Consider the following 26,698-nt stretch of genomic DNA (forward strand, 5'->3'; position numbering starts at 1 on the left):
GTATATGGTGATTGGATGAGAGATTTGACCAATAAATTATTCGTTGAAAAAACCGATAACATACTTCTGCAGTTCTTCAGATTTATTTTTGTGGGAGGAACAGCATTTCTAATTGACTTTTTCATATATTTCTCATTAGTGCACTTTTTCAGTGTCAACTATCTGATATCCGCAGCAATTGCATTTTTCATATCAGTTCTTGCAAACTATTACCTGTCCACATCATGGGTATTCAACCAAAGCCAAATCGAAAACAGGGCTATTGAATTCAATTTATTCTTGGCAATAAGTTTTGTGGGATTGATATTTACCGAAATACTGCTCTACATATTCACGGATATGTTTTCCATTAACTATTTATGGTCTAAAATATTCGCGTCAATTATTGTACTTTTCTGGAACTTTTCAGCACGTCGTGTGATGTTTTACGGCAAGAAAATACGATAAAAAAACACTTGATTTTTGGTGATTAATATAAAGCACTATTTAAAAAGCAGAGTAATCTGGATATATCTAATAACAATATTGGTATTTACCGCAGCAATATTTGCTTTAAACGAATTTGATTTTTCAAAAATCAACCTAATATTAATAGCTTTCGTTATATGTGCAGGATTCATATTGCTGTCCTATTCAACAAAAAGCAAAGACGTTCACAGGACTGCACTGCTGTATCTGCTTATTTTCGGTGTGATAGTTGCATTCACGTCTCCCATTTTTATAGCTCCCGATGAGGCTGAACACTTTGCAAGAAGCGATTTGACTTCTGAAGGCATACTAATCCCCGAATATACTCCAAATCAGGGATATTACATGAACAACTACTTTTGGGATATGGTCTATAACATGGGATCGACAGTTTTCAATGCCAATTTCTCACATACCGATATCTGGGACGGACAGGGATATTTTGAATCGGTATTTTCCCAAAATCTCTTTTACGCATATATCGCACAGGCCATAGGAATATTTCTTGCTAAGATAGCTGACCTGTCAATGATATGGACATTATGGCTTGGCAGAGCTTTCAATGCAATTTTATATTCCATTATAGCATGCTTTGCAATTAAAAAAGCACCAAAATACAAATATACATTGTTATTTATGGCATGCCTCCCATTAGCCGTTTTTCAAGCTTCATCAATGAGTGCAGACTCCTTAATTTTTGCAATGGGAATTTTAAACGTTTCCTACTTTATTCGGATGTATGAAAGTGAAAGCATTGACAAGTCAGATCTGTCAGTTTTTCTTATATCAGGCTTGTTGATGGGTCTTTTGAAAGTTCCATATGTCTTCATGCTGCTTTTAATATTTCTGATTCCAAAAGACAAATTCAAATCCGAAAACATTAATGTCCTCATTAAAGCAGCAGCAATTGTTATAATGGCAATTGCTATGACATATTCCCTTAAATACGCATCCCATGAACTGCTTAACGGCGGAAGAATAAACTACATTATCCAAAATAACATCAGCACTTCCGGCCAGTTCAATTACATACTGAACAATCCTTTAAATGTAATATTAACATTTATAAAAAGCATCAGCGCTTCATTCTACACAATATTCATTCAGGAACTGAGCTTCTATCATCAGATTTATGCAAACGGCCAGTACATATTCAATATAATACTATTTATAATGTTTTTTGTGTTTTCACTGTTTTCAGCAAGCGAATTTGACAAAAAAGAAAGGATATGGTTTATTTTCATTTTCCTTCTGGTTTATCTCAGCACATTTTTAACTCAGTTTTTAAGCTGGACGCCTGTTGGATTAAGCAGCATTCTAGGCATTCAGGCAAGATATTTCATTCCAATTCTGATGTTGATTCCTTTTATTTTAGGCAAAAACTGCTATAAAAATCTTGATGACTATAAGGATATAGTTATAATGTTAATAACACTCTTCCTGTCAGGCATGCTGATATTGACTTTAATTAATTTTTATTAATGGCTTTTTTTTGAAATTTTTTTGAAATAAAATACAATGTTAAATATTAAAAAAATTATATTAATATCTAATATTAATTATAATGAAGGTATTTTACAATGATTCCAAAAGTGATGATTGTATTGGGCAGCGGCTCTGATATGGCTGTTGCTGAGAAAAGTATGAATATTTTTGAAAAACTGGAAATTCCCTATAGTCTAAAAATAGCTTCAGCCCATAGGACTCCAAATCTCGTTCGTGAAATCGTAAGGCAGGGTACTGATGCCGGAATTGAAGTGTTTATTGGAATTGCAGGGCTTGCCGCACACTTGCCGGGTGCTATTGCGGCTTATACTCCAAGGCCTGTCATAGGAGTTCCGGTTGATGTGAAAACAAACGGCATAGATGCTCTTGAATCCTGTGTTCAAATGCCATATCCTTCCCCGATTGCGACTGTCGGAATTGACAGGGGAGATAACGGTGCGATACTTGCTGCCCAGTTTATGGCAATACATGATGAGGAAATCCGCCAGAAAGTTATCAACCTAAGAAAGGAATACAAGAAGAAAGTTTTTGAAAGCAATAAAGCCGTTGATGAATTTGAAGATAAAAAATACCTCGTTAAGGATTTCATGAATGTTGACAATATAAAAATCGAGAAGGATGAACTAATCGATATTGACAGTTCACTGATTAATAAGGATGCGGATGTTGCAATTATTGTCGGAAGGCATTCCGATTTGATTACCGCTAAAAAGGTCAGCGTTACACTGGACAGACTTAAGATAAGCTACAATATGAAAGTAGTGTGCCCGATCAGGTCAAACAGTAAATTCAAAAGCTATATCAAGGAAGTTGAAAATTCAAAAATATTTATTGGAATCAGTTCAAACTCATCACAGGTTACAGGCGCATTGGTCGGCCTTACAGACAGGCCGGTTATTGGCGTTCCATGCGAAAACGAAAATGGAAACGATTATATGCTAACTACAGTCAACATGCCTCCGGGAGTGCCTGTAGCAACAGTCGGAATAAACAACGGACGTAATGCGGCTGTTCTTGCCGGTGAAATACTTTCAATTAAAGATACTAACATTATTGAAATATTAACTAAATTAAAAGACAAAAAAATCAATTTGTAGGGATTAAAAATGAATATTGATAATGAAAATATAATAGAAATTACTGAAGAGCTATCCTCCGAATTTGAAATAAGCCGTGTTCTTAGAGACTATCCCAAAGACACCGTCATTATTAAAAACGTTAAGGGATTTGACATGCCTGTCATTTCAGGTATCTGCAATACCCGTGAAAAAATAGCTGAATCAATTAACTGTAAAGTTTCTGAAATCACTGAAAAAATAATTGAAGCAAGTGACAATCCGATTAAAGTGGATAAATTTACCGATTTCAGTGAATATGATACTTTAGAAGTTGATTTGGATAAAATTCCTATATTAACGCATTATAAAAGAGATGGCGGCAAATATATCACGGCAGGTGTCGTTTTTGCACGTGACCCTGAAAACGGAATCCAAAACGCATCAATTCACAGGATGATGGTATTAGATAATAAAAGGCTTGTCATCAGAATCGTTCCAAGAAACTTATACACATATTTCCAAAAGGCTCAAAAATTAGGCAGGGACCTGGAAATTGCAATAGCTATCGGAATGGACCCTGCAATACTGCTTGCAAGTACCACTTCAATTCCAATCGACTATAACGAAATGGAAGTGGCAAATGCATTCAAGGACGGGAAACTGACTTTAATCAAATGCGGTGAACTTGAAGTTCCTCAAGCAGACATCATTCTGGAAGGTAAGATTTCAGTGACTGAAACTGTTGCTGAAGGACCATTCGTTGACTTGACTGACACTTATGACATCATCCGTGACCAGCCGGTCATTAACCTGGAAAAAATGCATATCAAAAAAGACAATCCTGCATATCACGCAATAGTTCCTGCAGGATTTGAACATAAACTGCTCCAGGGACTTCCTCAAGAGCCAAGAATATATAAATCAGTTAAAAATGCAGTTCCGACAGTTGAAAATGTAGTTTTAACCGAAGGAGGCTGCTGCTGGTTGCATGCTGCCGTTTCAATCAATAAACAGACTGAAGGTGACGGCAAAAATGCCATCATGGCCGCATTATCAGCTCACCCATCACTCAAGCATTGTGTTGTGGTGGATACTGACGTTAACGTGTTTGACGCTGAAGATGTTGAATATGCAATAGCTACACGTGTAAAAGGAGACAGGGACATTATGATTGTTCCTAATGTCCGTGGCTCATCACTTGATCCTGTAGCTGAAAGTGACGGCACCACAACAAAAATTGGTGTGGATGCTACAAAATCACTGAAAACTTTAGAAAAATTCGAAAGAGTGAGTTTTGGAGAATAATATGGGTTTGAAATACTAACCCATTTAATTATTTATCCAAAATCTCCTCTTCAAGTTCCTTTTTAGAAAAATTACTAAGCCTAACCGCCTCATCAATTCCCCAAGATCTCTTAATTTTAAGAGCCATATTGAATTCTCCTTGTTCCACTCCTTGTTCCAAACCTTGTTCCAAACCTTGTTCCAAACCTTGCTCAAATATTCCACTATTCATTACTTTCTCATATATCTCATCTGCGGGCATATTCATAGTTAACACCTTAATTAAGTTATTTCGTTCAGTTTCATCACTGACATACTGATGAATCGCTGAAATCAACGGCAAATAATATTTCTCATCATCAAATAGATTCTTATCTTTAATTTCCTCTATCAAACTGCAAACATCCCTTACTTTATTTAATCTAAATTTTTTCCTAGTCATGAATGGCAATAGTACTAAAAATTGGATTTCCCTTAGTGACAGTTTTAACTTATTATTAATTTTATTTTTAATAGTTAAATACTTAACTTCATCGTAATAATCTGTTAAATAGTGTATAATTGGCTTTAACAGAGATGTTTCGGTTTCATCATATATATAGATTCTTGATTTGATGTGATATGTACAGATAATTACTGTAACAACCGGTTTTCCTGATTGGCATTGTAAATGAACCTTATAATCCATATATTTTTTCAAATGTTCTTTTTTAAGTTTCTTATCCTGAAATTCAAAATTCAACAGTATTCCTTCACGTGTTTCAAACACTAAATCCGTAAATAAGTCCTTCCTTTAAATGTATTCAATTCATTCCTGTATAATCTGATTACATGATAATTCAATCCAAAGAAATCAACGAACAATTGTCCAAAAAGTATTGCCGATACTTTGAAGAATTTGTCAATATTTTGATGTTTCATCATTAACCTCCATAATTTAATTAATACAAATTATTAAAAAATTAATACTTAAAAATTATGGAAGTGCGACTGCGTGATTTTTTAAAAAAGGTATATTCTTTTTGAAAATCTGAAAATTTTTAAAACATCAAATCAAATATTTCCCAAATAAACATGTTTTATTCCTTTATCTAGGGCAATGGCACGGGCTTTATACAGTGTTTCTTTATTGGTAGGTTCTATATCCCTCATTTTATAATATGGAAATGCCCGTGAAAAGTGCAGCGGAACATCGACCGAAAGCTTACAAGCAACAAAATCGCAAAGCTCTTCAATCTCTTCAATTGAATCGTTATAGTCATTAATGATAAGGTTGGTCACTTCCAGATGCTTGCCTTCCATATATATTCTTCTTAAGTTGTCCAGAACGATATCCAAATCCGCACCGCAGACTTTTTTATAAAAATCCTGAGACATAGATTTCAAGTCTATATTGAATGCGTCGACAAATGTCAGTATCTCTTCAAGTGACTGGGAAGACATGTATCCGTTGCTGACATAAATCACTTTCAAGTTTTTTGACTTTGCAAGCAGAGAAGTTTTTTTGCTGAAGGGCAAGTGTATCGTAGGGTCATTATAGGTCCAAGCAATTGACTTACAGTTAAACTTAAGTGCATTTTCAACAATCGTTTCTGGCAGTATCTTGATACCATCCCCGAATTTTTCATATTCATGTGAGATGATATAGTTCTGGCAGTGCAAACATGTCATGTTACACCCGAAACCTCCGATTGAATATGTGAATGTGCCCGGCATGAAGTGATTCAGAGGCTTTTTTTCAACAGGATCAGGACTTAATGAAGACACAATGCCATAACTCAAATCAAAAAGCTCTCCATTGATGTTTTTATGCTGTCTGCAAACTCCAACACTGCCATCCTTAATCTTACAATAGTTGGCACAGATTTCACATCTGACCTTTTGTGTTTTGGAGCTTTTTTTGTATAAGTTCTGACTAACTAACATAGTGATTGTATCCCCTGTTTTCTATTTCCCTAACATCTCCATTAATAAGAGTGATTTCGACTTTATCAGACGTATTGACCTCACCTATAACCTTATAGTCAATATCCAAATCATTATCCTCACTGATTGTAAAAAGCAGTTCGAAATCTTCACCGACATGCAAAAGCAAATCCAAATAATTTAAACCCAAATCGGCAGATAATCTTTTATATTCATCAGATATTTCCAGTTTTTCCTCATAAATCATGAATCCCAAGCAATCCGGCTTCATTTCATAGAGCTCTGATGCAAGACCGTCAGTAATGTCGGTTGCGGATGTAGCGCCGGCATCTTTGATGATTTTGCCTTCCTTCAATCGTGCATAAGGCTCTAAAGACCTTTTTGTGTAGATGTTTTGCCCATTCAAATTAAATCCTAAGGCGACAAGTCCGACATCACCGCTTAAGCAGATTAAATCGCCCTCTTTTGCGGTGTTTTTCATCATCGGATTGTCACACAAGCCCAAAGCAGTGCCTGATATGATGATTTCAGAAGCCTCGTTTGTATCCCCGCCAATCAGAGGAATGTTATAATACTCACAGGCTTTAATGACTCCTTCAATTATCTGTTTAAAACTATTGACATCCAAATCCTTGGGAAGGGCAATTGACAATAAAAATCCTAAAGGGTCGGCCCCCATGGCTGCAAGGTCACTTACATTGACCGTCACGGCCTTAAAGCCCATCTGAAAATAGGACATCCCTTCCGGAAAATGCCTTGATGCAATCAGCATGTCACATGTGGAAATGAGATTGGTATCATTAAAATCAGTAATAGCTGTGTCATCGGCGATTATGCTTTCTGATTGAGATAAAATATATTTAATTAATTCCTTTTCACCGATATCTGATACATTTAAAGCCATGTATATAGTATTAATTTTAAAATAAATAAATCTTAAGAAAAAAAAGTAAAAATTAATGTGAATAGTCACATTAATTCTATTCTACCACTCTAATGGTATTTCCATTGTATAATGATGAGTAGTATCCGTCATCAAGTGTACCAAACAAACAGAACGGATTGCTACCTGCAGTAAAGTTTTGACCGTTATTGATAAAAGTTTGGGTAAATGAAACTAATCCATTGGCATCGGGATAAGCACCATAAGTGGTTCCGTTATAGTATAAAATACCGTAATGAGGAGAGGTTATCGGATTGCCGGAGTTTTTCTCATGCAAATAGAATTGAATCGGTTGACCAACTTTTACAGTAGCGTTTACCAATTTGATGGTAGGGGAAATTCTAATTTTGATGATGTTTGAAATTACACATCCGTCAAATTCGGAAGTAATGATGTAGTTTCCAGGGATTAAATTAATATTTAATGAAGCGGTTCCGTTTTCATTACTTGTTCTTTTATAGAACACTCCGTTGATGTTGAATGATACTTCTTTATTTTTAGCTAAAGTACCGTTATTATAATGGAGCTCTACAGTGAACTTATTGCTATTATTATATTCCATGGAAATGTTTCCGCCGGAATTTGAATTTTTAACGACAATAGTGCTCAATACTTTAATAGTATTTGATTTTAACTCGGAAGTGTTTGTATTATATGCTGTGATTACATAAGTTCCTGGATTTAAATTGATATTCAATTTAGCTGTACCGTTAGCGTTGGTCTTGCGGTCATAGAGTACACCATTAATATTGAATTGAATAGTGGTATTGGCTAAAGGATTGCCCTGACCGTCTGTGAAATTAGCGTAATATTGAGTATCGTTTTTGAAATATTTGGAAATGTCTTTTCCTTGAATGGTGGATAAAACAGTGATATTGTTTGAAATCGCATCACCATTTAATGTATTTGTTGCAGTAATGACATATTTTCCAGGGTTTAAGTTAATGTTCAATTTAGCTGTACCGTTTGCATTGCTTGTACGGTTATAGAACACTCCGTTGATGTTGAATGTAACTATAGTATTGGCAGCAGGCATTCCCTGACCGTTTAAAATGGTAGCATAGTACTGGGATGCATTTCTGAAGAACTTTTCAAGATTTTCACCGCTGATGGTTGGCAATACGGTAATGTTGTTTGAAGCGTTTTCACCGGTTGCCGGATTGGCTAGTTCAATAACATAGTTTCCAGGAGCCAAATTGATAACAAATCTGATGGATCCGTTATCCTTTGTAGTCCTGTTGTAAGTTACTCCGTTGATTTTTACAGGAACTGTCTGGTTAACTAAAGGATTTCCGTCCACATCATAAAAAGTCGCTTCAAATTGGGTATCGTTTTTATAGTATTTAGTTAAGTCACTGGATTCGATTGATGATTTTTCAGTTTGATTATCATCAGTACTGTTTTCGTCTGTCTCATTACTGTCAGTTGAATTGGAATCTTCTCCTCCCAAATCACTGGAATTTGTTAAAATAACATTATTTTCATCAATAATATCGGCGGATATAATATCATCAGCTACATTAACATCGGAGCCTATGATATCCACTCCATTATCAGCATCAGCTATTTCCTCAGCGCTTATGGCTGAGATTGAAAAAATAGCCAATATAATAATAGTTATCAAATAAATATTTTTAAAATTCATAAATATCACATAAATTATTTTGATGTAATGTAATTTATACATTATTATAGTATATAAATTTTACTAAAAAAAAGTTTTCAGAACAGCTATAAGTGTTCTGAAATTCTGTCCTTGATGATATCATACAGCCTTGTATCGATACCAAGAGGGTCAGTTAAGATTATTTCACCATCAAATTCAAACTCTTCATCGTCATCGTCATGATGGTGGTGATGATGATGTCCGTGATCGTGTCCATGGTCATGATCGTGATCGTGATGATGATGGTGATGATGTTCATGTTCATCGCCTTCAAAATCGCTTTCAATACCAAGTAAAGATGGAATATCCCTTTTTGTGTGAAGTCCATGAGCGACAAAAACAGGCACGACTATAATTTTTTCCAAATCATTACCTTCAATTAATTTATTCATAGTTTCTGGAATTCCAGGTTTTCTAATTTCCATAAATCCGTATTCAATAATAGCTTGAGGGAATTCTTCCCTGTACATATCAGTATAAGCTTTAATTACTTCTTCACCATCGTCTAATCTACTTCCATGGCTTAAAAGTAAAATACCAGTTTTTTCATCAATCATAATAACAACTCATTTTTTATTACTTATTATAATTTATAATTAAAAATATTTAAAGTTTCTTTAAAAATGGTTGTTAAAAAGTTAATATTAAAAAGAATTATTAACTTTTTTAATTAAAATATCGATTAGGATATCATCGGCCTTGATTGGCTCCGGATACAAAATTTCACCATCAAAATCAATAGCTGCAATGTCATGATGGTGATGATGGTGACCATGATCATGGTCATGATGATGCTCATGTGAATGTGGCTCTTTAAGACCTAAAATAGTTGGAATGTCGTTTGTTGTATGAACACCCGGTGCAATGAATACCGGAACAACAATCAGCCTTTCGATGTCATTTTCACTAAGCAAAGCATCAACAGCTTTTGGAATATCCGGCTCGGACAGTTCCATGAATCCGAAATTACATGGATAATCAGTGACTTTTTCAAATTTGGCAAATAAAGCTGAAATGAACTGCTTATTGTATTTCAATCTGCTTCCATGAGAAACTAATAATACACCAGTTTTCGCATCTTCATTTAATTTGGATTCATTTAAAGCCTCATCTATTCTCTTATCGATGAATTTGACTAAATCATCATCAGGCCCGATTGCTGAAAGTAATTCTATTTCCCCATCAAAATCTACCTCATCAGCAATGGAGAGATAATGTTCATCAGGATAATTGCCGTCAGGACATCTAGGATCAATTTCCAAAGGGTCTAAACCTAAAAGTATTGGTATATCGATGTTAGTATGAATTCCGGGAGCTAAAAATACGGGAAGTGCTATAATCTTATTCAAATTGTCAACTTCACCTTTTAAGTTTTCAACAGCGCCTGAAATAGATGGCTCAGACACTTTCATATAACCAACTTCAGTTGCATAACCTGTTTTTTCAATAAATTTATCTTTAATTTCTTTAAAAGTAATTTCACCAAATGGTAAACTACTTCCATGACTAATAAGTAAAATTCCGATATTATTTGACATAATATTAATATTAAAAAAAGTATTATTTAAATGTGGTTATTAAAAAAAATAGAATATTTTTAAGGGAAATATTACTTTTCCCTAAAATCAAATTATTTGATTGGTTTGAATTTGAATCCGTATGAAATAACGCCGTCAGGGCCGTCTTCAGAAATTCTTCTAAATACCATTTCAACAGGATCGCCAATTTCAATTTCATCAACATCACAATCAACCAATTGTGAAGTTAATTTTGCGCCTTCTTCTAATTCAATGACAGCAACAGCGTATGGTGCTACTTTTTTGAAATCATCAGGAGCGGATCTGATAACGGAATAAGTGTAAATCTTTCCTTTTCCTGAAAATTGGAATGGTTCCAATTTACCTTTTCTTCTACAATTTGGGCAAACAACACGAGACGGGAAAAATACATCTCCACATTCATGACATTTTGAACCTAAAAGATTGTATCTTTGTTGTATATGACGCCACATTCTAACAGTATCTGACATGAAAGTCCTCCAAATATTTTTTTAATTATTACTAGATTTAAAAACAATAATATAAAAAAGTATCTTATGAATTAAAGGTTCTTATCAAAATCATATATAAAGGTTTTAAAAAAACACGGAGTCGCACTTCAAAAACTAATATAAAAAATATGAATCAATACCTTATTCCATGTATTCTAAACTCGATAATCAAGGAAATTTAATTACAGGAACAACCGTCATTTTGGTAGTTTCGCTTATTCTGATTGTAATATTTATTATCAATAGCATAAATTACATGGAAAGTGAAAATATAGACTCTATCGAAAATGACAATGTAAAATACATTATTGAAGACTATAAGAGAAATTTGGAGCAGCTGGGTAGGGAATCGATAGCTGAAGAAACAGAAAAACTCTATCATGCACACACTATTCATGACAGCAGAAAGGAAATCAAGAAAATCATGAATAACAAGCTGAAAGATGTGAATCTGGAATATAAGAAAAAGTACGGAATTGACATTCGCTCAGAAGTAACCTCTGTTGAAAGCACAGACAGCCCATGGAAAGTTTTGTTTAAGGTCAGGGTTAAAGCCGACAAGGATTCCCATCAGTATAATGGAATAATTGAAAGCAATTCATCAATTGAAGGTTTAAAAGACCCTCTTCCATATGCAAAGCTGCCTAAACTTCGTTATAATATACAGCACGAATGGGACACGATTTTTTATTTCCAGGCATTAAGCCAATATTTAAGGTCAAACGGAATAGACGGTTACGAGGCATACGTTGGGGCAACAGCGCCATTAACCATAAAAAAATGTCCTTATGACCCCTATATTCATCACGGCGATGGAAATACTATGAATGACTGTTTAAAAAAGGGATATTTCCATGAAAGCGCTGACGGAAGCTGTTATTTGTGCAGACTGGACGGGAAGGGAGTATGCCCACATTATGGAATGGAAGTATTTATCCAGACATATATCCCTTGGAAAAATGAAAGCGTATCGTGCTCGGATCATGTTGTGTTTAACGACCATTATCCTGGAGAAAAATTAAACAAATTAAGTCCGACAAGTCTTATTTTGGACGATTCTCATGCAAAAAAATACGGGTTGGTTCGGGATGGATAACAGAGGAAACTTTACACTTGAAATAGTGGTGGTGGGAATTATAGTCCTTCTTATTTTAGGAGTCATATTAACGGCATCGGAACTTTCCCAGGAAAAAATTTCAAAGGGTGTGGAAAACAACAATATTGAAAAGACAATCACTGAAGTTTGCGACAGTCTTATAAATGATGCGGGAAATCCCATAAACTGGGAAGACTTTAAGGCTAAAAGAATTGGACTTGCCATCGTCAATGAAGATGACAACGTCATTCCAAACAGCGTCTCATACTACAAACTCCTTGAACTCGGCAGAAATTACGATAACTATGTTACAAAAAGAATCTTTGATGAAAAATTTCACTCATCGATGGAGCTGATTCCACGTGAGACATCCGTTTCAAGTGTAAAAATAGGTTCGGATGAAAAGGGCAGCAATAACGTTTACAGCGTTAACAGAATTGTAAAATGCGATTTCTTTAAAAAATATGTTGTATGTGACTTTTTAACCAACGGAAAATGCAATCACGACCATAATCAAAAGGACCACAGCTGCAATTATCTTAAATTATTCAGCTCAAACCTTAAAAAGCTTGATTACTATCTGCTGTTTGATGACGGCGAAAAAAACAACGTCAAATACTCAATTGACACAACACACTTTAAATATTTTGGAGACGGTGCTAGAGTTTCAAAAACGAAAATATATCTGAATGATGATTTGGCCGGATTATTTGAATCGGAAGAAACGAGTTCCGTAATATTCATTCATCTGAATAAAAAGGATACAAAAGCTGTGCTGGTAGCCGTTCCAAAGGATTTCGATAAAAGCAAACTGAACTACAACTACTTTACAACCCAGACCTGTGATTTTGTTATTAAGGCTTGGAGCTAAATCGCCGCTCCAAGAATTAATAGCGATACTGAAATTAATATAAGACTGGAAATTGCATCAGTAACGCTTGTGGAAATTGGAATTACAATATTGTCCGGATCCAAATCCCTGTTGTATGACGTGATTGATATGTAATATACGACAAAAATCATTACTGAGATTAAAATGATTCCTGAAATCAGTGAAATGGATATTATATTTAAAAATCCGACACCGGACAAGCCTAAAATTTGAGTTGAATCCTCAGCGATGAATCCTATTAAAGGAAACATAACGATAGCCAAAATATAACAAATTAAAAAATTGTGAATGCTTTCGCCGGCAGGCCTTTTCATAGGCTCTATTACACCGTAGTGAAGAGCAGATGATAATCTTGCGCTCAATATGCTTATTAAACTGCCGCTTTCACCTGAGAATAATGGTAATAATGTAAGCAGGCTAGGGTTGGTCAGCAGAGTTTCTATTGAAGAGTTCAATATTCCTCCGGCAGAAACGCCTAAAACGGAACTTACAAGCAAGACTGGAGTTGACTGTGTAATGATCTTTTTAGACTCATCGGACATTTTAATAGAATAAACAAAGGCTATCACTACGCAAACAACAATTATAAGTGAAACAATGTATTTAATCAGCATATTGCTGTTCAAATAGGATAATATGAGTACAGCAGCTACAATTGCCGGCAAGGTAAACAAATCACCGACAGCTGCAATTACAGGTGTTGTTACGTTATCGGGATCCCATCCATGATTAAAGCTTCTAAATGAAATGAACATTGTTATCGGAAGCATGATAACGTTGGAAATCACACCGGCCATTATGCTAATAAAAATAAAATCGACTAAAGGGATTGATTCAAAATTAAAAGCTAAACAGAATATTTTGGCAAGTACTGCTAAAAACAGTGATAAAATCATTGTCAGTACAAAAGCTGAAACAATATTGCTGTTCAACTGCTCTGACCTTTCGAATTTAGGGGAAATCATACCGATGTGCAGATTCGTTGAGAGTCTTGAAGCAAAAGATCCGAAAATGTTTCCTCTCATACCGATAGCACCGGGAATAATAACAAGCAGACCTGGAAAAGCCTTTAGGAAAAAGGTCATGTTTCCTAAAATGATTCCGGCAAATAAATCTCCCAATGCACAAATTAAAAGTGCAATAAAGCTTTCCTTTATAACTGAATTATGTTCTGTGATAAAATCCGGAATTGAAGATAGTGAACTGCGAATCTTCTTCTTTTTTGTTTTCATGCATATCACTACCCCCCATCATTTTATCACCTAATCTTCATCTTCCAGTTCTTCTGGAATATCTTCAAGTGAACATGCTGCAGATGCCAATTTTCTCAAGAGTTCTGCACCTTCATCAGTTCCTTTTAAAAGTAAAATATCATTGGCGAGAATCATAGTATTTTTATCTGGACCGTAAATCCATGATTCTCCTCTTCTGATTGCAATAACACGCATTCCTGTACGGTTTGCTAAAAATAATTCTCCTAAAGTTTTATTTGCTAAATCTGATTCTTCAATTACACTGATTCTAGCAATCATTTTGTCGGATTCTTCCATAACCATCTTAAATACAGGATGCGGTTTGATACCTTTAATTACTAAATCAGCCAAATCTTTAGCGGCATTTGCCATACTTTCAGCGGCCTCAGCAATTTCAAGCAAAGCTGTCAGTTTCTCTGCATCCTCATAAGACCTTGCCGCAACCAAAGATTCCTTTTTAATCTCATAATTCATGGCATTAACCCTATTTTCCAAAGTCAATACCTCTTCAGCAGCATCAACGCTGTTAAATAAAACTGCCGAATAAGCTAAATCTACCATTAGCTCCGACATATTCTTCATTTCAATTAAAAGATTTTTAATCGACATATAATCACCTATAAATCTCTTGGATTATTTTTTAATAAACATGCTCTTCTTAATTTTAACAGTTTTTTCTTTTTAGATTTCAAATCGTCAACTTCTTCTAGAATTTCCTCAATAGGGCCTCTCATGCATTCAACGGCTTCCTTTTTATGAGGCCATTTGCATTCCTTACAGTTCCAGACGTTCTTGCCCTTAATCCATTCACCACCTGTTGAAGAATCACCGCAAGGATAAAAAGGACAATAGCAGAAATCACAGTACTGGCCATCCCAGTGACATGGATAGTATTCACATTCCCTGTTCGGACCGTGTGGAACCTCGCCGTTCAAGAACTTCTCATAATGATTTCTTGAAAGCTCATGAATTGGAGACCTTATGACATAGCCCCTTGGAGTTATCAGCTTTCCATCCTGAACATAAGTCAGGTCATTTCCTACAATCAGCGTGCATGACATGTTAACAATATCTTCAGTCAAATCCTTAACCTTGACAACTGTCTCCTTTGCCGGTTCATAGGTACTGTCAACAATACCAATTAAGGCATTTTCTCCCTTAATGTCCCAAACACATTTTTTAAATCTTCTGAATGGTTCCTTACGTGTTTTGCTTATAGGATTATAGATAGCTATGATTAAATTAGCTTCTAGTGCATGCCTTAGCTTTTTTTCAATTTCAGACAGTGGAGTTAAAATATTGCTTAAACTGATTGCTGCAAAATCATTCAATGGAGCTCCTAACTTGGATGATGCGTAATTAAGAGCTGAAACTCCCGGATATACCTTCACTTCGATGTCATCATATTTGGAAAGGATCTGATATAAAACGTTTGCCATTCCAAAGACACCCGGATCTCCGGAACTGATTAATGAAACTGTTTGGCCTTCCTTACTTTTTTGAATAGCAACTTCAGCCCTAGCTATTTCATCCCCCATTCCTTTTTTCAAAATTTCCTTATCAACAATGAGATCTTCTATTTGGTTAATATACTTCTTATAACCAATTATAACGTCAGACTCTTCAATGGCTTTTAAAGCGCCTAAAGTCATGTTTTCTCTATTTTGACCAATTCCAATTACATTAATCATAATATTCCCTTAATATAATTTTAAAACAGAATCTACCTTTATGGTATCTGTGTCAACTACCAGTTCTCCACTTCTATAAAATGCAACGCCTGAAACGATGACCTTATAGGATGGATTCTGACTGATTATAATTTGTCCTGAAGTTGAATTAGGTGCTGCATAGCCCAACGCTTCAACGGTAACATTGAATTCGCTGTTGTCTGTGTCATCAAATGTTGATGCGTTCATTGATTCAACATTGATTCCATCCACATTCGACAGATTCTCCATCTGCATTGCTACATCCTTCTGATTGGTAATGTTAACATATGTTGGATCTTTGATTAGCACTTCATTGACATTCTGAGGATTAAAGAAACCGGTAATCTTGTTTACCTGCATATCAATTAATCCCTGAACATCAGGAACTTCAGCTGTGACAATTGTATATGAACTAAATAGTCCTATCTCAAAAAATATTATAAATAAGACAATTACAAGTATTATTCTAAGTATTTTTGCCATTTTATCACATCTTGCTATATAATATAGTTAAATCTATTTTTAATATATAATAAATATAACTAAATCACCCATCTAAAAATTACCTCCTCATACAATATAACCTTCTCATATTCTCAAAGTTTATAAGCATTGAAAATAAAAATTTTAACTAATATGACAAACAACATTTTACTTAAATTCGCAAAGAAAGGAATTAATTTATCGCCTGATGCTTACAAAAAAGTGATGTCTCAAGACAATCCCTTAAATTTCGCTTCAGATTTAATTGTTAAACTTAAAAGCAGTGATTTTAAGGCTATGGACTTGATATCAGTAAATGGTGAAATAGTTGATGAAGTCACAGGAAATAAAACTGAAAAAAATGAGGATTCAAAATCATCAGCTCCCGAAACAGATAAGCCATTAGATGATTCCAAAACTGAAAAACCTAAATTGGAAGTTGGCGAAGATAAAAGCTCTTCCTCTGAAGGTATTGTAAAAAAGGATGATTCAGAAAAAGTTGTTGATGCTAAAATTCAATTCAAAAGAAACCTGGAGAAAAGTGATGTCACATATGATTTTGAAGTTATCCAGGACAGTTCAAACAAATCATACACAAGCGGAGAAATCGGGGACCTGATTACTTATTTCCAGTCAAGATATGAGAAATTATACAATATCCTAAAGCAGAGGCCCGATTTGAAAATGACAACAAAAGTTGCAGACATTGACGACGGCCAAACTACATTGAACCTTATTCTGATGGTTAGGGAAATCAGATCCACAAAAAACGGCCACAGATTTGTTGAATTTGAAGATGATACCGGAAGCATCTCCATACTCTTTTCAAACAAAAATGAGGAACTCTTTGCAGAAGCCGAAAAGCTCGTTAAAGACGAAGTTGTTGGAGTTATTGCTAACAAGAATGATGACTTTGTAGTAGCCAACCAGTTGATTTATCCTGATGTTGTGAGAATTTCAGAAAAGGAAATGGACTTCGGTATAGTCTTTCTATCCGACGTTCACATCGGAAGCCTAACTTTCCTGGAAGATGCATTTCAGAAGTTCATTGACTGGATAAACTGTGAATATGGTTCAGAAGAGCAGAGAAAGACGGCCGAAAACATCAAATACCTAATCATTGCGGGAGATATTGTTGACGGTATAGGCGTCTATCCGAATCAGGACAAGGAACTGTCAATAAAAGACATTCGCCTACAATACGATGAAGCTGCAAGATTTTTAGGCAATATCAGAAGCGACATTAAAATAATTATCACTCCAGGAAACCACGATGCATCAAGGCTTGCTGAGCCTCAGCCTGCAGTTCCTGAAGAATACGCAAAATCTCTATATCAGCTTGACAACGTTGAATTCGTTAGTAATCCTGCCGTAGTGTCATTGGATGGAATCGAAGTACTGATATATCACGGTGAAAGTTTCAATGAGTTGCCTATGGCTATAAAAGGACTATCCTATGAGAAAAATGAGGATATGATGGTTGAATTAATGAGAAAAAGACATCTTGCTCCAATTTACGGGGAAAGAACTCCTCTGGCTTCTGAACTTGAGGATTACCTGGTCATCGAGCATGTGCCGGACATTTTCCATACCGGACACATTCACATTAACTCATACAAAAAATACAAGGGTATACATATGATTAACTCAGGTACCTTCCAGACTCAGACAGATTACCAGAAAATTAAAAATATCGAGCCTACTCCGGCTCAGGTTCCTATAATAGACAGGGGACAATATAAATTGTACAGGTTTATAGACTAATTGGATGATATAATGCAGGACAACGTTAAAAGATTAATAAAAACATGCAATGATTTATATGAAAACAAATTTGTCAGCGGCAAATCAGGAAATGTAAGTATCAGACTAGATGATTATATTGCCATTACGCCTACATTAAGGTCATTGGGCGATTTGAAAGAGGAAGATATTGTTCTGGTTGACATGAAGGGCAATTGCCTAACCAGCGGTGAGCCTTCATCCGAAGTGGGGATGCATCTGGCAATATATAAAAAAAGAGATGACGTTAACGCTATTGTACATATCCATTCTCCATATGTCACCGGATTTGCATTTTCCGATAAAAAAATCAAAAGGCTTGAAGGATTCGGTCAGATCAATCAGGAATACTTATCATCAATCGAATATGAAAGGCCTGGATCTGAGGAACTTGCACTGAAAGCATCTGAAGGTATAAAAGACGAGGATGTACTTATTTTAAAAAATCATGGGATGATTTGCGTTGGTAATAATTTAAAAGAAGCGCAATCACTTGCAATGTTTATTGAAGAGTCAGCAAAAACTCAGTTTGTGTCTATAATGTTGAATTCAGTGAAGGATATTTAATAATATCATTCATCTGAATCGTTTCTTCTAGCTTCGTAACCTTCATTAATCATTTTTAATATTAAGCCTGATAATGAAGTATCTTCACGAATAGCCATAATTTTAAGTTCTTTTTTCAAATCACTTGGTAAATTTATAGTAGTTTTGCTTACATCTGACATGTTATATAGTTTTATTTATTATATTAATATATATTTTTCTATGACAAATATTCGAATTACCACAAACAATTAAATATAAGATTTAACATATTTTACTATATTATATTAAAACTTATTTTAATTTAATTTTTGGAGGAGGAGTTTTATGACTAATCAGAATATTGAGGAAGTATGTGAAATACTAGAATACATCACAAATGAAAATAGTGTTCCACGTAACATTAGAGAAGCAGCTAATGAATCTAACAAACTCTTAAAAGATGATGAAAAAGATCAATCCGTAAGGATAAGTACTGTTTTAGGTAAATTAGATGAAATCAGTAATGATCCAAACATCCCTGTTCATGCAAGAACTTTAATATGGGAAGTTTTATCTAAATTAGAAGCAATCTAATTTATTTATTATTTTTTATTTTCTCCCAACGCCACAGATACCGTAACGCCATCAAAAGCCGTTTTCTTATATATCAGTTTTGAATTGAAGCCTGCTGTAATCAGTGCAGAAGGTTCGCATACACCGGCAATTCCAAACTTGGATTTTACAAAATCAGATTCTTGGATATCATTTGACTTGAAGAGTTTCAATCTATCCAAATCAACAAAATTAACCGGAATATTTAATTCTTCAGACAAATCCAGAATGCCCTGTTCATCCTTTTTAATTTCTGCTGATGAAAACATGTTGATTCTTGACTTATCCATTTTCAAATCTTTCAATACTGTCTTAACGGCTTCATTGATTTCATTTTTGCTTTTTCCACGTCTGCAACCGATTCCGAAAACAACATTGCGAGGTTTTAAAGTAATTTTATGATTGTCACATTCGACTTCGATTTCGTTTTCATTAATTCTGCTTGAAAAATAGATTGACACATCCATTTCAAGTGTATTATCATTAAGATAATTGAACAGATAATCATAATCAGAGCTGCTATTGACTGTGAAAACCAATGGCTTTGACTCTAAAATAGATTTGTTGAAATGCAGTATCTCTTTGGTATCGTCAATTGATAAATACAGATCTTTAGCCAAAACGTCAATTCCCAATTTTTTATTGACATCGGTAGATGTTGTAACAACTGGTGTGGCATCAATCAGCTCAGCGACTTTCAACGTTAACTTATTTGCTCCCCCAAGATGGCCTGATAGCATGCTGATGACGAAATTGCCGTTGTCATCAATGTTTAAAACAGCAGGATCGCTAACCTTTGACACTATTAAATGTGAAATGCTTCTTATCAGTATCCCTGAAGCCATTATAGCAATTATTGCATCATATTCATTGAAAACTAAATTAAAAACAGTTTTTACATCTTTGTGGTAAATATCACATCTTATTATAGTGGAATCATTATCTAAGAGGTTCTTTATTTTAAAGGATAAATCATAACCCCTTTTGGAAACTGAAACAATAGCTATTTTCATATTATCACATAAACTATGGTCATTATAATTAATATAAATATTGTAAATAATGATATTGTCGTTGACGTTAACCTTATTGCCTTTGAAATATCAGAGACATTGATTTCATGTGTATTGTCACCCAGAATATACGTTCCTTTTTTTACAAGCTGAATATTAAGAGCCCCTGCTGTCGGTGCCATAGTGTAGCCTGAATTTGGACTTGGACATTTTCTTGCATCTCTTCTCATTATTTCATATGCATTTTTTCCATCATATCCTAACAGGTAGGCAGACATTACAACAAACAGACCTGCCATTCTTGATGGAATGTAATTTAGGACATCATCAAGCTTTGCCGGGAAAAAACCGATATCAATCAGTTCATCTGTGGTGTATCCAAGCATTGCATCAAGAGTATTTGAAATTCTATATATGAATGGAATAAATAATAATATAATATAATAATTAATATTAAAAATTATAAATAAAAATGATAATATCATGAAATAAAAAATAGGAGATATATAAGAGTCAGTTATATTTTCTGTCATGCTTTCAATGGTTGCTGAGACAATAAAGCTTTCCGTAAGCTCCTCGGTGTCACGGCTGACAAGGTATGAAACAGCCTGTCTTGCTTTATTAATATCTTCCTTTAAATCGTTTTCAATGCTTTTGGCTGATGTTATAAGCATTTTAATGGAAAATGTGGATGACAATATAATAGAATAAACAATAATAAATAAATAATCATTTACTGATGATAATAATATTATAATAAACAGCAATAAACAGCAAACAGCTACTGTAAAAAATGTTGTCAGAAAACCTGACCATCTGTTTTTCATTTGAATAAAAATACCTTTGAAAAGATCAATGAATTTTCCTATAATAACGACAGGATGTATTTTTGTCGGAAGTTCACCATAAATCAAGTCTATTGCTAAACTTAAAATTAAAGTAATTATAATAAAATAATAAACTTCTAACATAATAATATATTATTTATAATAAAAAAATAAATATTTTATTATTTGTAAAATGAAAGTGATATTTATGAAAATTAAAGAAGAAACAATAAAGGACTGGATAGTCGATGAAGGAATTTTCAGAGAAAAGAAATTAGAGGATAATGCTGATTTTCATTTCATTGTTGAATTTCCAAAGGATAACATAATGGATGTTGTAAGGCCTAAAGGAAAGGATTTTGTTCTTATTGCCTGTGCAACTCAGGTATCTCCTCAGCATTTGGATTTGATGAGCACAAGTTCTCCAAAGGAAAGAAGCAATTTTCTTTTGGATGTAAACATGTCACTTAACCAATTTTTAGTAGATGTTCAGCTTGCAGTTGATCAGTCCACTAACCTGCTTCAGCAATATGTCATCACTTATCAGATTTTTGATGATGGATTAAGCAAAAATAACTTATATGATGCATTGAAAAGAGTATTCAAGGCTAAAATACAATGTGTATGGTTGATTGAGAGAAATTTCGGTACAATAACCAATGATATTTCAAAACCTTCAAATGAAAATTCAATGTTCATCTAGAGAGACAGACATCCATTTCAAGTGAAAGCCAAACGAAGGTATATTAAGAATGAAGGGGTATATTTCAAGTGAAAAAACACTTGAAAAACACCTTAATTTTTTTTGCTCAGAATTTAATATAAAACAATATTTTTACTTATTTTTTGATTTAGACGATTTTTTCAAAAATTAATTTTTTCGTTACACTTGAAATTATTGTCTCGATTTTGCGCCGCTTGAAAAACGTGTTACACTTGAAACATACCTCCCTCTCTGCCATGACAAATCGTGATAGTTTAATCAAAAATTTTTTCTTTTAGGTGATTTGAGATTAATCCATAGGTATTATGCTCTTATTTTACATTTGAAATACTACTCTTTTAATTGAAATGGTACTCTATTTTGGTTATTTTTTTAAATTGATTGTATTAAATATTTTTTAATATAAAAAGTTTTTATCGAGTTTTTTAAATGAAATAAAAGTTAATAATCCTTTTTAACTTAATTAAAGGTTTTTAAAGTAGTTTATTTTTAACATTTATAATAATTTTATAACTTCATTGTAATATTTCAATGAAAAAGTTTATTTAAGAGCTTGTTTATATATTAACACTGGAAATTATACTTATGTTATTTTTCTATTTTTTACAACTTATTTATGGGTGAGGAAATGGCGAATATTTTTGAAAAAGATAATATATTTGAAGGCATACAAAAGGAAAATGTCATATTTAAGGATAAGAAACCTTTGGACCACAGATATTTACCTGACAGATTATTGCACAGAGAAGATCAGGTTACTCAAATTGCAAGATACTGGGTAGATGCATTGAATGATGTAACACCTGCAAACATTACCATTTACGGTAAAACAGGTACCGGAAAAACTGCAGCCGCTAAATTTGCGCGTTCCCAGCTTTTGGAATATTCTGCAGACCAGGACGTTTATATCAGGATTGAATATATAAGATGTACCGATTACACTACCGAATATCAGGTAATTGCCCAGCTATGTCAGAAGCTTGGCCGTGACGTTCCCCACAGGGGATGGACAAAAGCTGAAGTTGTAAACACTTTCCGTGATATTTTCAGAACCAATGCTTTCGGTAAAAAGCTTATTTTAATTGTTATTTTAGATGAGATTGACATATTGCTAAACAAGGATGGAGATGGAATCTTATATACATTAACCAGAACAGACAATGTTTCAATTTTATCAATCAGTAACTTCCTTGACTTCAAAGGATTAATTAAGTCAAGAGTAACAAGCAGTCTCAACGATAAGGAAATAGTATTTCCACCATATGGGGCAAATCAGTTAACCGACATCTTAAATGAAAGGGCTGAAATGGCTTTCAATGAAGGCGTTGTTGAAAGTGACGTAATCCCATTGTGTTCAGCTATGGCTGCCAAAGAGGAAGGGGATGCAAGATTCGCTTTGGATTTGCTTAAGACTTCAGGTTTTATAGCCGGCGAAGAGGGATCCAAAACCATTAAAAGCGAACATGTAAGAATGGCTAAAGACAGAATCGAACATGATAAATTTGTTGATGTTGTTAAAACTCTTCCAACCCAACAGCAAAGGGTTTTGGAAGCTATTTTAAAATTGACCAATGAAAAAGAGGAAATTACCTCCGGTAAATTATATGAAGCATACACAGAGGTTTCTAAAAAGGATGCTGTTACTTACAGAAGGATTTTCGATTTCATCAACGAACTTGAAATGCTGGGAATCATTTCCACCAATACCATTTCACGAGGACGTGGAAAAGGAAGAACTAACATTATCAAGCTTCAATGTGATGAGGATTTGCTTGAATCAAGCTTATATCAGCCTAATATTTAGGGTTGTTTTTAATTAATGTTTTTAATATTGCCATCCTCACAGGCACGGCATTTGCCGCTTGGGTGAAATACTTGTTGTATTTAGTATCATCCACATCACCATCTATTTCGTCAATTCTAGGTAATGGGTGCATAACAATCAAATCCTTACCTTCCAGCATTTTTTTATTGATAATATAAGCCCCTTTTATTTCCAGGTAATCGTCAATATCTGCAAAGCGCTCTTTTTGTATTCTGGTCACATACAGGACATTTACCTTATCGATGATTTCGTTAATGCTTGAAACTTCAGTATAGGACATGTTTACCTTGTCCAGGTCATGAAGAATTTCCTGAGGCATTTTCAATTTGTCCGGGGATACGAAATAAAGTTCCACATTATCATAGAGACATAATGCGTTGGCCAGTGAATGCACTGTACGTCCGTATTTCAAATCACCAATCAGAGCTATTTTTAAATTATCTATTGATCCAATTTCCTTTTTGATTGTATATAAGTCGAGCAGTGTTTGGGTTGGATGCTGGCCTGCTCCATCACCTGCATTAATGACGGGAACATCAACTATGTCTGAAATGAATTTTGACACTCCTTCAAGTTCATGTCTTATTACGAGAGCATCACTATAGCCTTCAAACATTTTGGCAGTATCTGCTATGCTTTCCCCTTTTGAAACACTTGATGAACCGCTGCTTTCAAAGCCTATGCATTCACCGCTTAAACGTTTCATTGAGGTTTCAAATGACATTCTTGTCCTTGTTGACGGTTCAAAAAACATTAATCCAAGAATTTTTCCTTTCAGTTCTTCTGAAATTTCTTTGGATTGAGCAATATCTTCTAGTTTAGATGCCTCATTTAAAATATAATCAATATCTGACCTTTCAAAGTCTTTAATTGATATGATGTTTTTCAGTTCAAAAATTTTAATCAACCCTTTTAGTGCATGTCTTAACGTTATTATCAATATTTGATTATCATATTTAATATTCTTTAAATTTCACTCAAAATTTTTAATTGAATTCACATTAGCTTTTTTAATTTTTATCATTATTTCAATTAAACTAACACTTAAATTATTCTTTCAATCGGCACTACAAGAATGTCTTTTGCACCTGCATTTCTCAAATCGTTGACAAGTTCAAATACCTGGTCCTCATCAATTACCGCTTGGATTGCAACGGTTTTTTCCTTTGATAAGACTTCAGAAACTGTCGGACCTTCCATTGAAGGCATTAGTTTTCTTACTTCCTCAAGGTCTTTGCTTTTGACATTCATCATAATGAGCTTTTTGCCGAAAGCGTCAATAACTCCCTTAATGCTTCTGCTTACAGCTTCAACTAATGTTTTTTTCTCTTCCAATGAATTTTCATTTGTAATCAGAACAATAGTACTTTCCAATATTGTATCGATTATTTTAAGATGATTCATTTTCAATGTTGTACCTGTACTTGTCAGGTCTGTGATTAAATCTGCCACGCCAATGAACGGGGCAATTTCAGTTGATCCGCTTAATTTTACTATTTTAGGATTTAAATTATGATCTTGTAAATATTTTCTTGTCAGTGTTGGAAATTCGGTAGCCACTGTCATTTCTGAGGTCACGTCATCAATTGAATTTATTTTTGAATCTTCAGGAGAAGCTAAAACAAGCTTTGTCTGACCGAAATTCAAATCGATGAGTTCAATGACTTCACTTTCGCTTTCCTTAATCAGATCTATACCTGAAATTCCCATATCAACGATTCCGTCAGATACAAATTCCGGAATGTCTGATGCTCTGGCAAACATTATGTCAATATTTTTATTATGAGTTTTTGAGATTAATTGTCTGTTATTATTATCTTTTAAACCTAATCCGGCTTTTTCCAGTATATCTACAGATGGATTACTTATTCTTCCTTTAGATGGAACTGCAATTTTTAATTTCATCTCAACACCAAATCTTTCTTTGTATTATTATTTAGTTTAAATCTTTAAAATACTTTCATTAATATTATTTTTTTAGGTACTCCTTAATTTTTCCAAAATATTTAAATATATAATCTTTATATAAAGATATTTAGATTATGATTATTTTTTAGTCATAATGTGTTGATTGAATTTTAGTGAGGTGAAAAATATGGCAGAAATTCCAAAAGCTCCTATTGCTAGAATCATTAAAGATACTGGTGCTGAAAGAGTAAGTGAAGATGCAAAAGTTGAATTAGCTGAAGCATTAGAAGAAATCGCACGTAACATTGCTATTAAAGCAAATGAAGCTGCAAGATTAGCAAAACGTAAAACTATCAAAGCTGAGGATATTAAATTCGCAGTAAACGAATTAGACTTATAAATTTATAAGTCATTACTTTTTTTATTTTTTTAAGGTGTTATTATGGCAGATAATACAATTTTAATTAAAAACGCATTGATTTTAAATCCTAGTGTTAATTATGAAGGTAAAAAGGATTTATTAATTAAAAATGATTTGATTTCTGAAATTTCTGATGATATTTCAGAAGAAAATGTGGATAAAATCATAGATGCAACAGATAAAATTTTACTTCCAGGTCTTGTAAATACCCATACTCATTTATCAATGACTTTATTCAGAGGTTTGGCCGATGATTTGAGTCTTGATGAATGGTTAAATGATAACATATGGCCTATGGAAGCTAATTTAAATGGTGATTATTGTTATATTGGTGCTCTCTTAGGAGCAATTGAATTAATAAAATCCGGAACAACCACATTTTCAGACATGTATTTTTACATGGAAGATGTTGCAAGAGCAATTGAGGAATCCGGAATAAGAGCAGTACTATCATATGGAATGATTGATTTTGGTGATGAAGAAAAATGAAAATCTGAAATCGAAACAAACATGTCTTTATTTAAAAATTGTCATGATACTGCTGATGGTAGAATTAAAGTATTTTTTGGCCCTCATTCTCCATATACTGCTTCAGAAGAATTATTAAAAGAAGTTCGTAAATTAGCTGATGAAACAGGTATGAAAATCCATATTCATGTAAGTGAAACTCAAAAGGAAATCGATGATGTTTCACAGGAAAAAGGCTTAAGACCATTTGAAT

General features: G+C 33.9%; 29 protein-coding genes and 1 pseudogene. 13 read left to right on the forward strand and 17 right to left on the reverse strand.

Annotated features, from left to right (window positions below):
• Window positions 1–15: 15 nt before the first annotated feature.
• The 4 genes from ACKI2W_RS07355 to ACKI2W_RS07370 all read left to right on the forward strand — a co-directional run bounded on the left by ACKI2W_RS07355 (window position 16) and on the right by ACKI2W_RS07370 (window position 4,337).
• Window positions 16–447: a GtrA family protein gene (locus ACKI2W_RS07355; protein WP_407380729.1), complete on the forward strand. Its 432-nt coding sequence runs from the start codon at window positions 16–18 to the stop codon at window positions 445–447.
• 18 nt (window positions 448–465) lie between these two features.
• A complete protein-coding gene (locus tag ACKI2W_RS07360; protein WP_407380731.1) occupies window positions 466–1,950 on the forward strand; it encodes a DUF2142 domain-containing protein in 1,485 nt (494 codons plus the stop codon).
• A gap of 98 nt (window positions 1,951–2,048) precedes the next feature.
• The gene (gene purE, locus ACKI2W_RS07365; protein ID WP_407380733.1) at window positions 2,049–3,071 is read left to right on the forward strand and encodes a 5-(carboxyamino)imidazole ribonucleotide mutase; all 1,023 of its coding nucleotides are present in this window, start codon (window positions 2,049–2,051) and stop codon (window positions 3,069–3,071) included.
• A 9-nt stretch (window positions 3,072–3,080) separates the two neighbouring features.
• The gene (locus ACKI2W_RS07370) at window positions 3,081–4,337 is read left to right on the forward strand and encodes a UbiD family decarboxylase (protein ID WP_407380735.1); all 1,257 of its coding nucleotides are present in this window, start codon (window positions 3,081–3,083) and stop codon (window positions 4,335–4,337) included.
• A gap of 28 nt (window positions 4,338–4,365) precedes the next feature.
• Here the strand turns inward: ACKI2W_RS07370 and ACKI2W_RS07375 are convergent, their stop codons facing one another.
• The 8 genes from ACKI2W_RS07375 to ACKI2W_RS07410 form a co-directional block, all read right to left on the reverse strand.
• Window positions 4,366–5,058 carry a hypothetical protein gene (locus ACKI2W_RS07375; RefSeq protein WP_407380737.1) on the reverse strand — a complete coding sequence of 231 codons (693 nt, stop codon included), beginning with the start codon at window positions 5,056–5,058 and terminating at the stop codon, window positions 4,366–4,368.
• Between the two features lie 26 nt (window positions 5,059–5,084).
• Complete coding sequence (locus ACKI2W_RS07380) at window positions 5,085–5,237, reverse strand: hypothetical protein (protein ID WP_407380739.1); 153 nt, start codon at window positions 5,235–5,237, stop codon at window positions 5,085–5,087.
• 132 nt (window positions 5,238–5,369) lie between these two features.
• Entirely contained in the window at window positions 5,370–6,242 is an 873-nt protein-coding gene (gene amrS / locus ACKI2W_RS07385) for an AmmeMemoRadiSam system radical SAM enzyme (RefSeq protein WP_407380741.1), read from the reverse strand.
• On the reverse strand, window positions 6,232–7,146 hold the full coding sequence (gene thiL, locus ACKI2W_RS07390; protein ID WP_407380743.1) for a thiamine-phosphate kinase: 915 nt from the start codon (window positions 7,144–7,146) through the stop codon (window positions 6,232–6,234). The genes amrS and thiL overlap by 11 nt, the downstream gene beginning before the upstream one ends.
• 76 nt (window positions 7,147–7,222) lie before the next feature.
• Window positions 7,223–8,830, reverse strand: coding sequence for an adhesin (locus ACKI2W_RS07395; RefSeq protein ID WP_407380745.1), 1,608 nt, complete (start codon window positions 8,828–8,830; stop codon window positions 7,223–7,225).
• 86 nt (window positions 8,831–8,916) lie between these two features.
• Complete coding sequence (gene cfbA / locus ACKI2W_RS07400; protein WP_407380747.1) at window positions 8,917–9,408, reverse strand: sirohydrochlorin nickelochelatase; 492 nt, start codon at window positions 9,406–9,408, stop codon at window positions 8,917–8,919.
• Window positions 9,409–9,495: 87 nt separating this feature from the next.
• Window positions 9,496–10,389, reverse strand: coding sequence for a sirohydrochlorin nickelochelatase (gene cfbA, locus ACKI2W_RS07405; protein WP_407380749.1), 894 nt, complete (start codon window positions 10,387–10,389; stop codon window positions 9,496–9,498).
• 92 nt (window positions 10,390–10,481) lie between these two features.
• Window positions 10,482–10,880, reverse strand: a complete 399-nt coding sequence (locus ACKI2W_RS07410) for a Zn-ribbon domain-containing OB-fold protein (protein ID WP_407380751.1) — start codon at window positions 10,878–10,880, stop codon at window positions 10,482–10,484.
• A gap of 169 nt (window positions 10,881–11,049) precedes the next feature.
• Between ACKI2W_RS07410 and ACKI2W_RS07415 the strand changes: the two genes are divergently transcribed.
• Both ACKI2W_RS07415 and ACKI2W_RS07420 read left to right on the forward strand, forming a co-directional pair.
• Entirely contained in the window at window positions 11,050–11,997 is a 948-nt protein-coding gene (locus ACKI2W_RS07415; RefSeq protein ID WP_407380753.1) for a hypothetical protein, read from the forward strand.
• Entirely contained in the window at window positions 11,990–12,868 is an 879-nt protein-coding gene (locus ACKI2W_RS07420; protein ID WP_407380755.1) for a hypothetical protein, read from the forward strand. The genes ACKI2W_RS07415 and ACKI2W_RS07420 overlap by 8 nt, the downstream gene beginning before the upstream one ends.
• On the opposite strand, the gene ACKI2W_RS07425 is transcribed toward ACKI2W_RS07420, so the two are convergent.
• From ACKI2W_RS07425 to ACKI2W_RS07440, 4 genes are read right to left on the reverse strand one after another with little or no spacing between them, the layout of a single operon-like run.
• Window positions 12,865–14,121: a magnesium transporter gene (locus ACKI2W_RS07425; protein WP_407380757.1), complete on the reverse strand. Its 1,257-nt coding sequence runs from the start codon at window positions 14,119–14,121 to the stop codon at window positions 12,865–12,867. The two genes, ACKI2W_RS07420 and ACKI2W_RS07425, sit on opposite strands and share 4 nt — an antisense overlap.
• A gap of 30 nt (window positions 14,122–14,151) precedes the next feature.
• Complete coding sequence (locus tag ACKI2W_RS07430; RefSeq protein ID WP_407380759.1) at window positions 14,152–14,751, reverse strand: potassium channel family protein; 600 nt, start codon at window positions 14,749–14,751, stop codon at window positions 14,152–14,154.
• A gap of 8 nt (window positions 14,752–14,759) precedes the next feature.
• Window positions 14,760–15,833: a precorrin-3B C(17)-methyltransferase gene (gene cobJ, locus ACKI2W_RS07435; protein WP_407380761.1), complete on the reverse strand. Its 1,074-nt coding sequence runs from the start codon at window positions 15,831–15,833 to the stop codon at window positions 14,760–14,762.
• 9 nt (window positions 15,834–15,842) lie between these two features.
• Window positions 15,843–16,337: a hypothetical protein gene (locus tag ACKI2W_RS07440; RefSeq protein ID WP_407380763.1), complete on the reverse strand. Its 495-nt coding sequence runs from the start codon at window positions 16,335–16,337 to the stop codon at window positions 15,843–15,845.
• A gap of 153 nt (window positions 16,338–16,490) precedes the next feature.
• Here ACKI2W_RS07440 and ACKI2W_RS07445 point away from each other — a divergent pair, with 153 nt between their 5' ends.
• The gene (locus ACKI2W_RS07445; RefSeq protein WP_407380765.1) at window positions 16,491–18,101 is read left to right on the forward strand and encodes a DNA-directed DNA polymerase II small subunit; all 1,611 of its coding nucleotides are present in this window, start codon (window positions 16,491–16,493) and stop codon (window positions 18,099–18,101) included.
• 12 nt (window positions 18,102–18,113) lie between these two features.
• Window positions 18,114–18,686 carry a class II aldolase/adducin family protein gene (locus tag ACKI2W_RS07450; protein ID WP_407380782.1) on the forward strand — a complete coding sequence of 191 codons (573 nt, stop codon included), beginning with the start codon at window positions 18,114–18,116 and terminating at the stop codon, window positions 18,684–18,686.
• A 5-nt stretch (window positions 18,687–18,691) separates the two neighbouring features.
• On the opposite strand, the gene ACKI2W_RS07455 is transcribed toward ACKI2W_RS07450, so the two are convergent.
• On the reverse strand, window positions 18,692–18,847 hold the full coding sequence (locus ACKI2W_RS07455) for a Met repressor (protein WP_303737051.1): 156 nt from the start codon (window positions 18,845–18,847) through the stop codon (window positions 18,692–18,694).
• 145 nt (window positions 18,848–18,992) lie between these two features.
• Between ACKI2W_RS07455 and ACKI2W_RS07460 the strand changes: the two genes are divergently transcribed.
• Window positions 18,993–19,241 carry a UPF0147 family protein gene (locus ACKI2W_RS07460; protein WP_407380767.1) on the forward strand — a complete coding sequence of 83 codons (249 nt, stop codon included), beginning with the start codon at window positions 18,993–18,995 and terminating at the stop codon, window positions 19,239–19,241.
• Window positions 19,242–19,249: 8 nt separating this feature from the next.
• Here ACKI2W_RS07460 and ACKI2W_RS07465 read toward each other — a convergent pair whose 3' ends face one another.
• Together ACKI2W_RS07465 and ACKI2W_RS07470 are read right to left on the reverse strand one after the other, a co-directional pair.
• Window positions 19,250–20,272 carry a cobalt-precorrin 5A hydrolase gene (locus tag ACKI2W_RS07465; protein ID WP_407380769.1) on the reverse strand — a complete coding sequence of 341 codons (1,023 nt, stop codon included), beginning with the start codon at window positions 20,270–20,272 and terminating at the stop codon, window positions 19,250–19,252.
• Window positions 20,269–21,243 (reverse strand): cobalamin biosynthesis protein, encoded by a 975-nt coding sequence (locus ACKI2W_RS07470; RefSeq protein WP_407380771.1) that lies wholly within the window; start codon window positions 21,241–21,243, stop codon window positions 20,269–20,271. Before ACKI2W_RS07470 ends, ACKI2W_RS07465 begins: the two co-directional genes overlap by 4 nt.
• Before the next feature lie 64 nt (window positions 21,244–21,307).
• On the opposite strand from ACKI2W_RS07470, the gene ACKI2W_RS07475 reads away from it, so the two are divergent.
• Window positions 21,308–21,802 carry a DUF2299 domain-containing protein gene (locus ACKI2W_RS07475; protein ID WP_407380773.1) on the forward strand — a complete coding sequence of 165 codons (495 nt, stop codon included), beginning with the start codon at window positions 21,308–21,310 and terminating at the stop codon, window positions 21,800–21,802.
• Between the two features lie 649 nt (window positions 21,803–22,451).
• Window positions 22,452–23,627: a Cdc6/Cdc18 family protein gene (locus tag ACKI2W_RS07480; protein ID WP_407380775.1), complete on the forward strand. Its 1,176-nt coding sequence runs from the start codon at window positions 22,452–22,454 to the stop codon at window positions 23,625–23,627.
• Here ACKI2W_RS07480 and pyrB read toward each other — a convergent pair.
• Together pyrB and hisG are read right to left on the reverse strand one after the other, a co-directional pair.
• Complete coding sequence (gene pyrB, locus ACKI2W_RS07485) at window positions 23,617–24,555, reverse strand: aspartate carbamoyltransferase (RefSeq protein ID WP_407380777.1); 939 nt, start codon at window positions 24,553–24,555, stop codon at window positions 23,617–23,619. The genes ACKI2W_RS07480 and pyrB overlap by 11 nt on opposite strands.
• A 137-nt stretch (window positions 24,556–24,692) precedes the next feature.
• Window positions 24,693–25,553 (reverse strand): ATP phosphoribosyltransferase, encoded by an 861-nt coding sequence (gene hisG, locus ACKI2W_RS07490; RefSeq protein ID WP_407380779.1) that lies wholly within the window; start codon window positions 25,551–25,553, stop codon window positions 24,693–24,695.
• Between the two features lie 190 nt (window positions 25,554–25,743).
• Here hisG and ACKI2W_RS07495 point away from each other — a divergent pair, with 190 nt between their 5' ends.
• Window positions 25,744–25,956: a histone family protein gene (locus ACKI2W_RS07495; protein ID WP_058738187.1), complete on the forward strand. Its 213-nt coding sequence runs from the start codon at window positions 25,744–25,746 to the stop codon at window positions 25,954–25,956.
• 42 nt (window positions 25,957–25,998) lie between these two features.
• Window positions 25,999–26,698 (forward strand): annotated as a pseudogene (locus ACKI2W_RS07500) (amidohydrolase family protein); the annotation flags it as partial.

Source organism: Methanobrevibacter sp. (assembly GCF_045603845.1).
Lineage (GTDB): Archaea > Methanobacteriota > Methanobacteria > Methanobacteriales > Methanobacteriaceae > Methanocatella.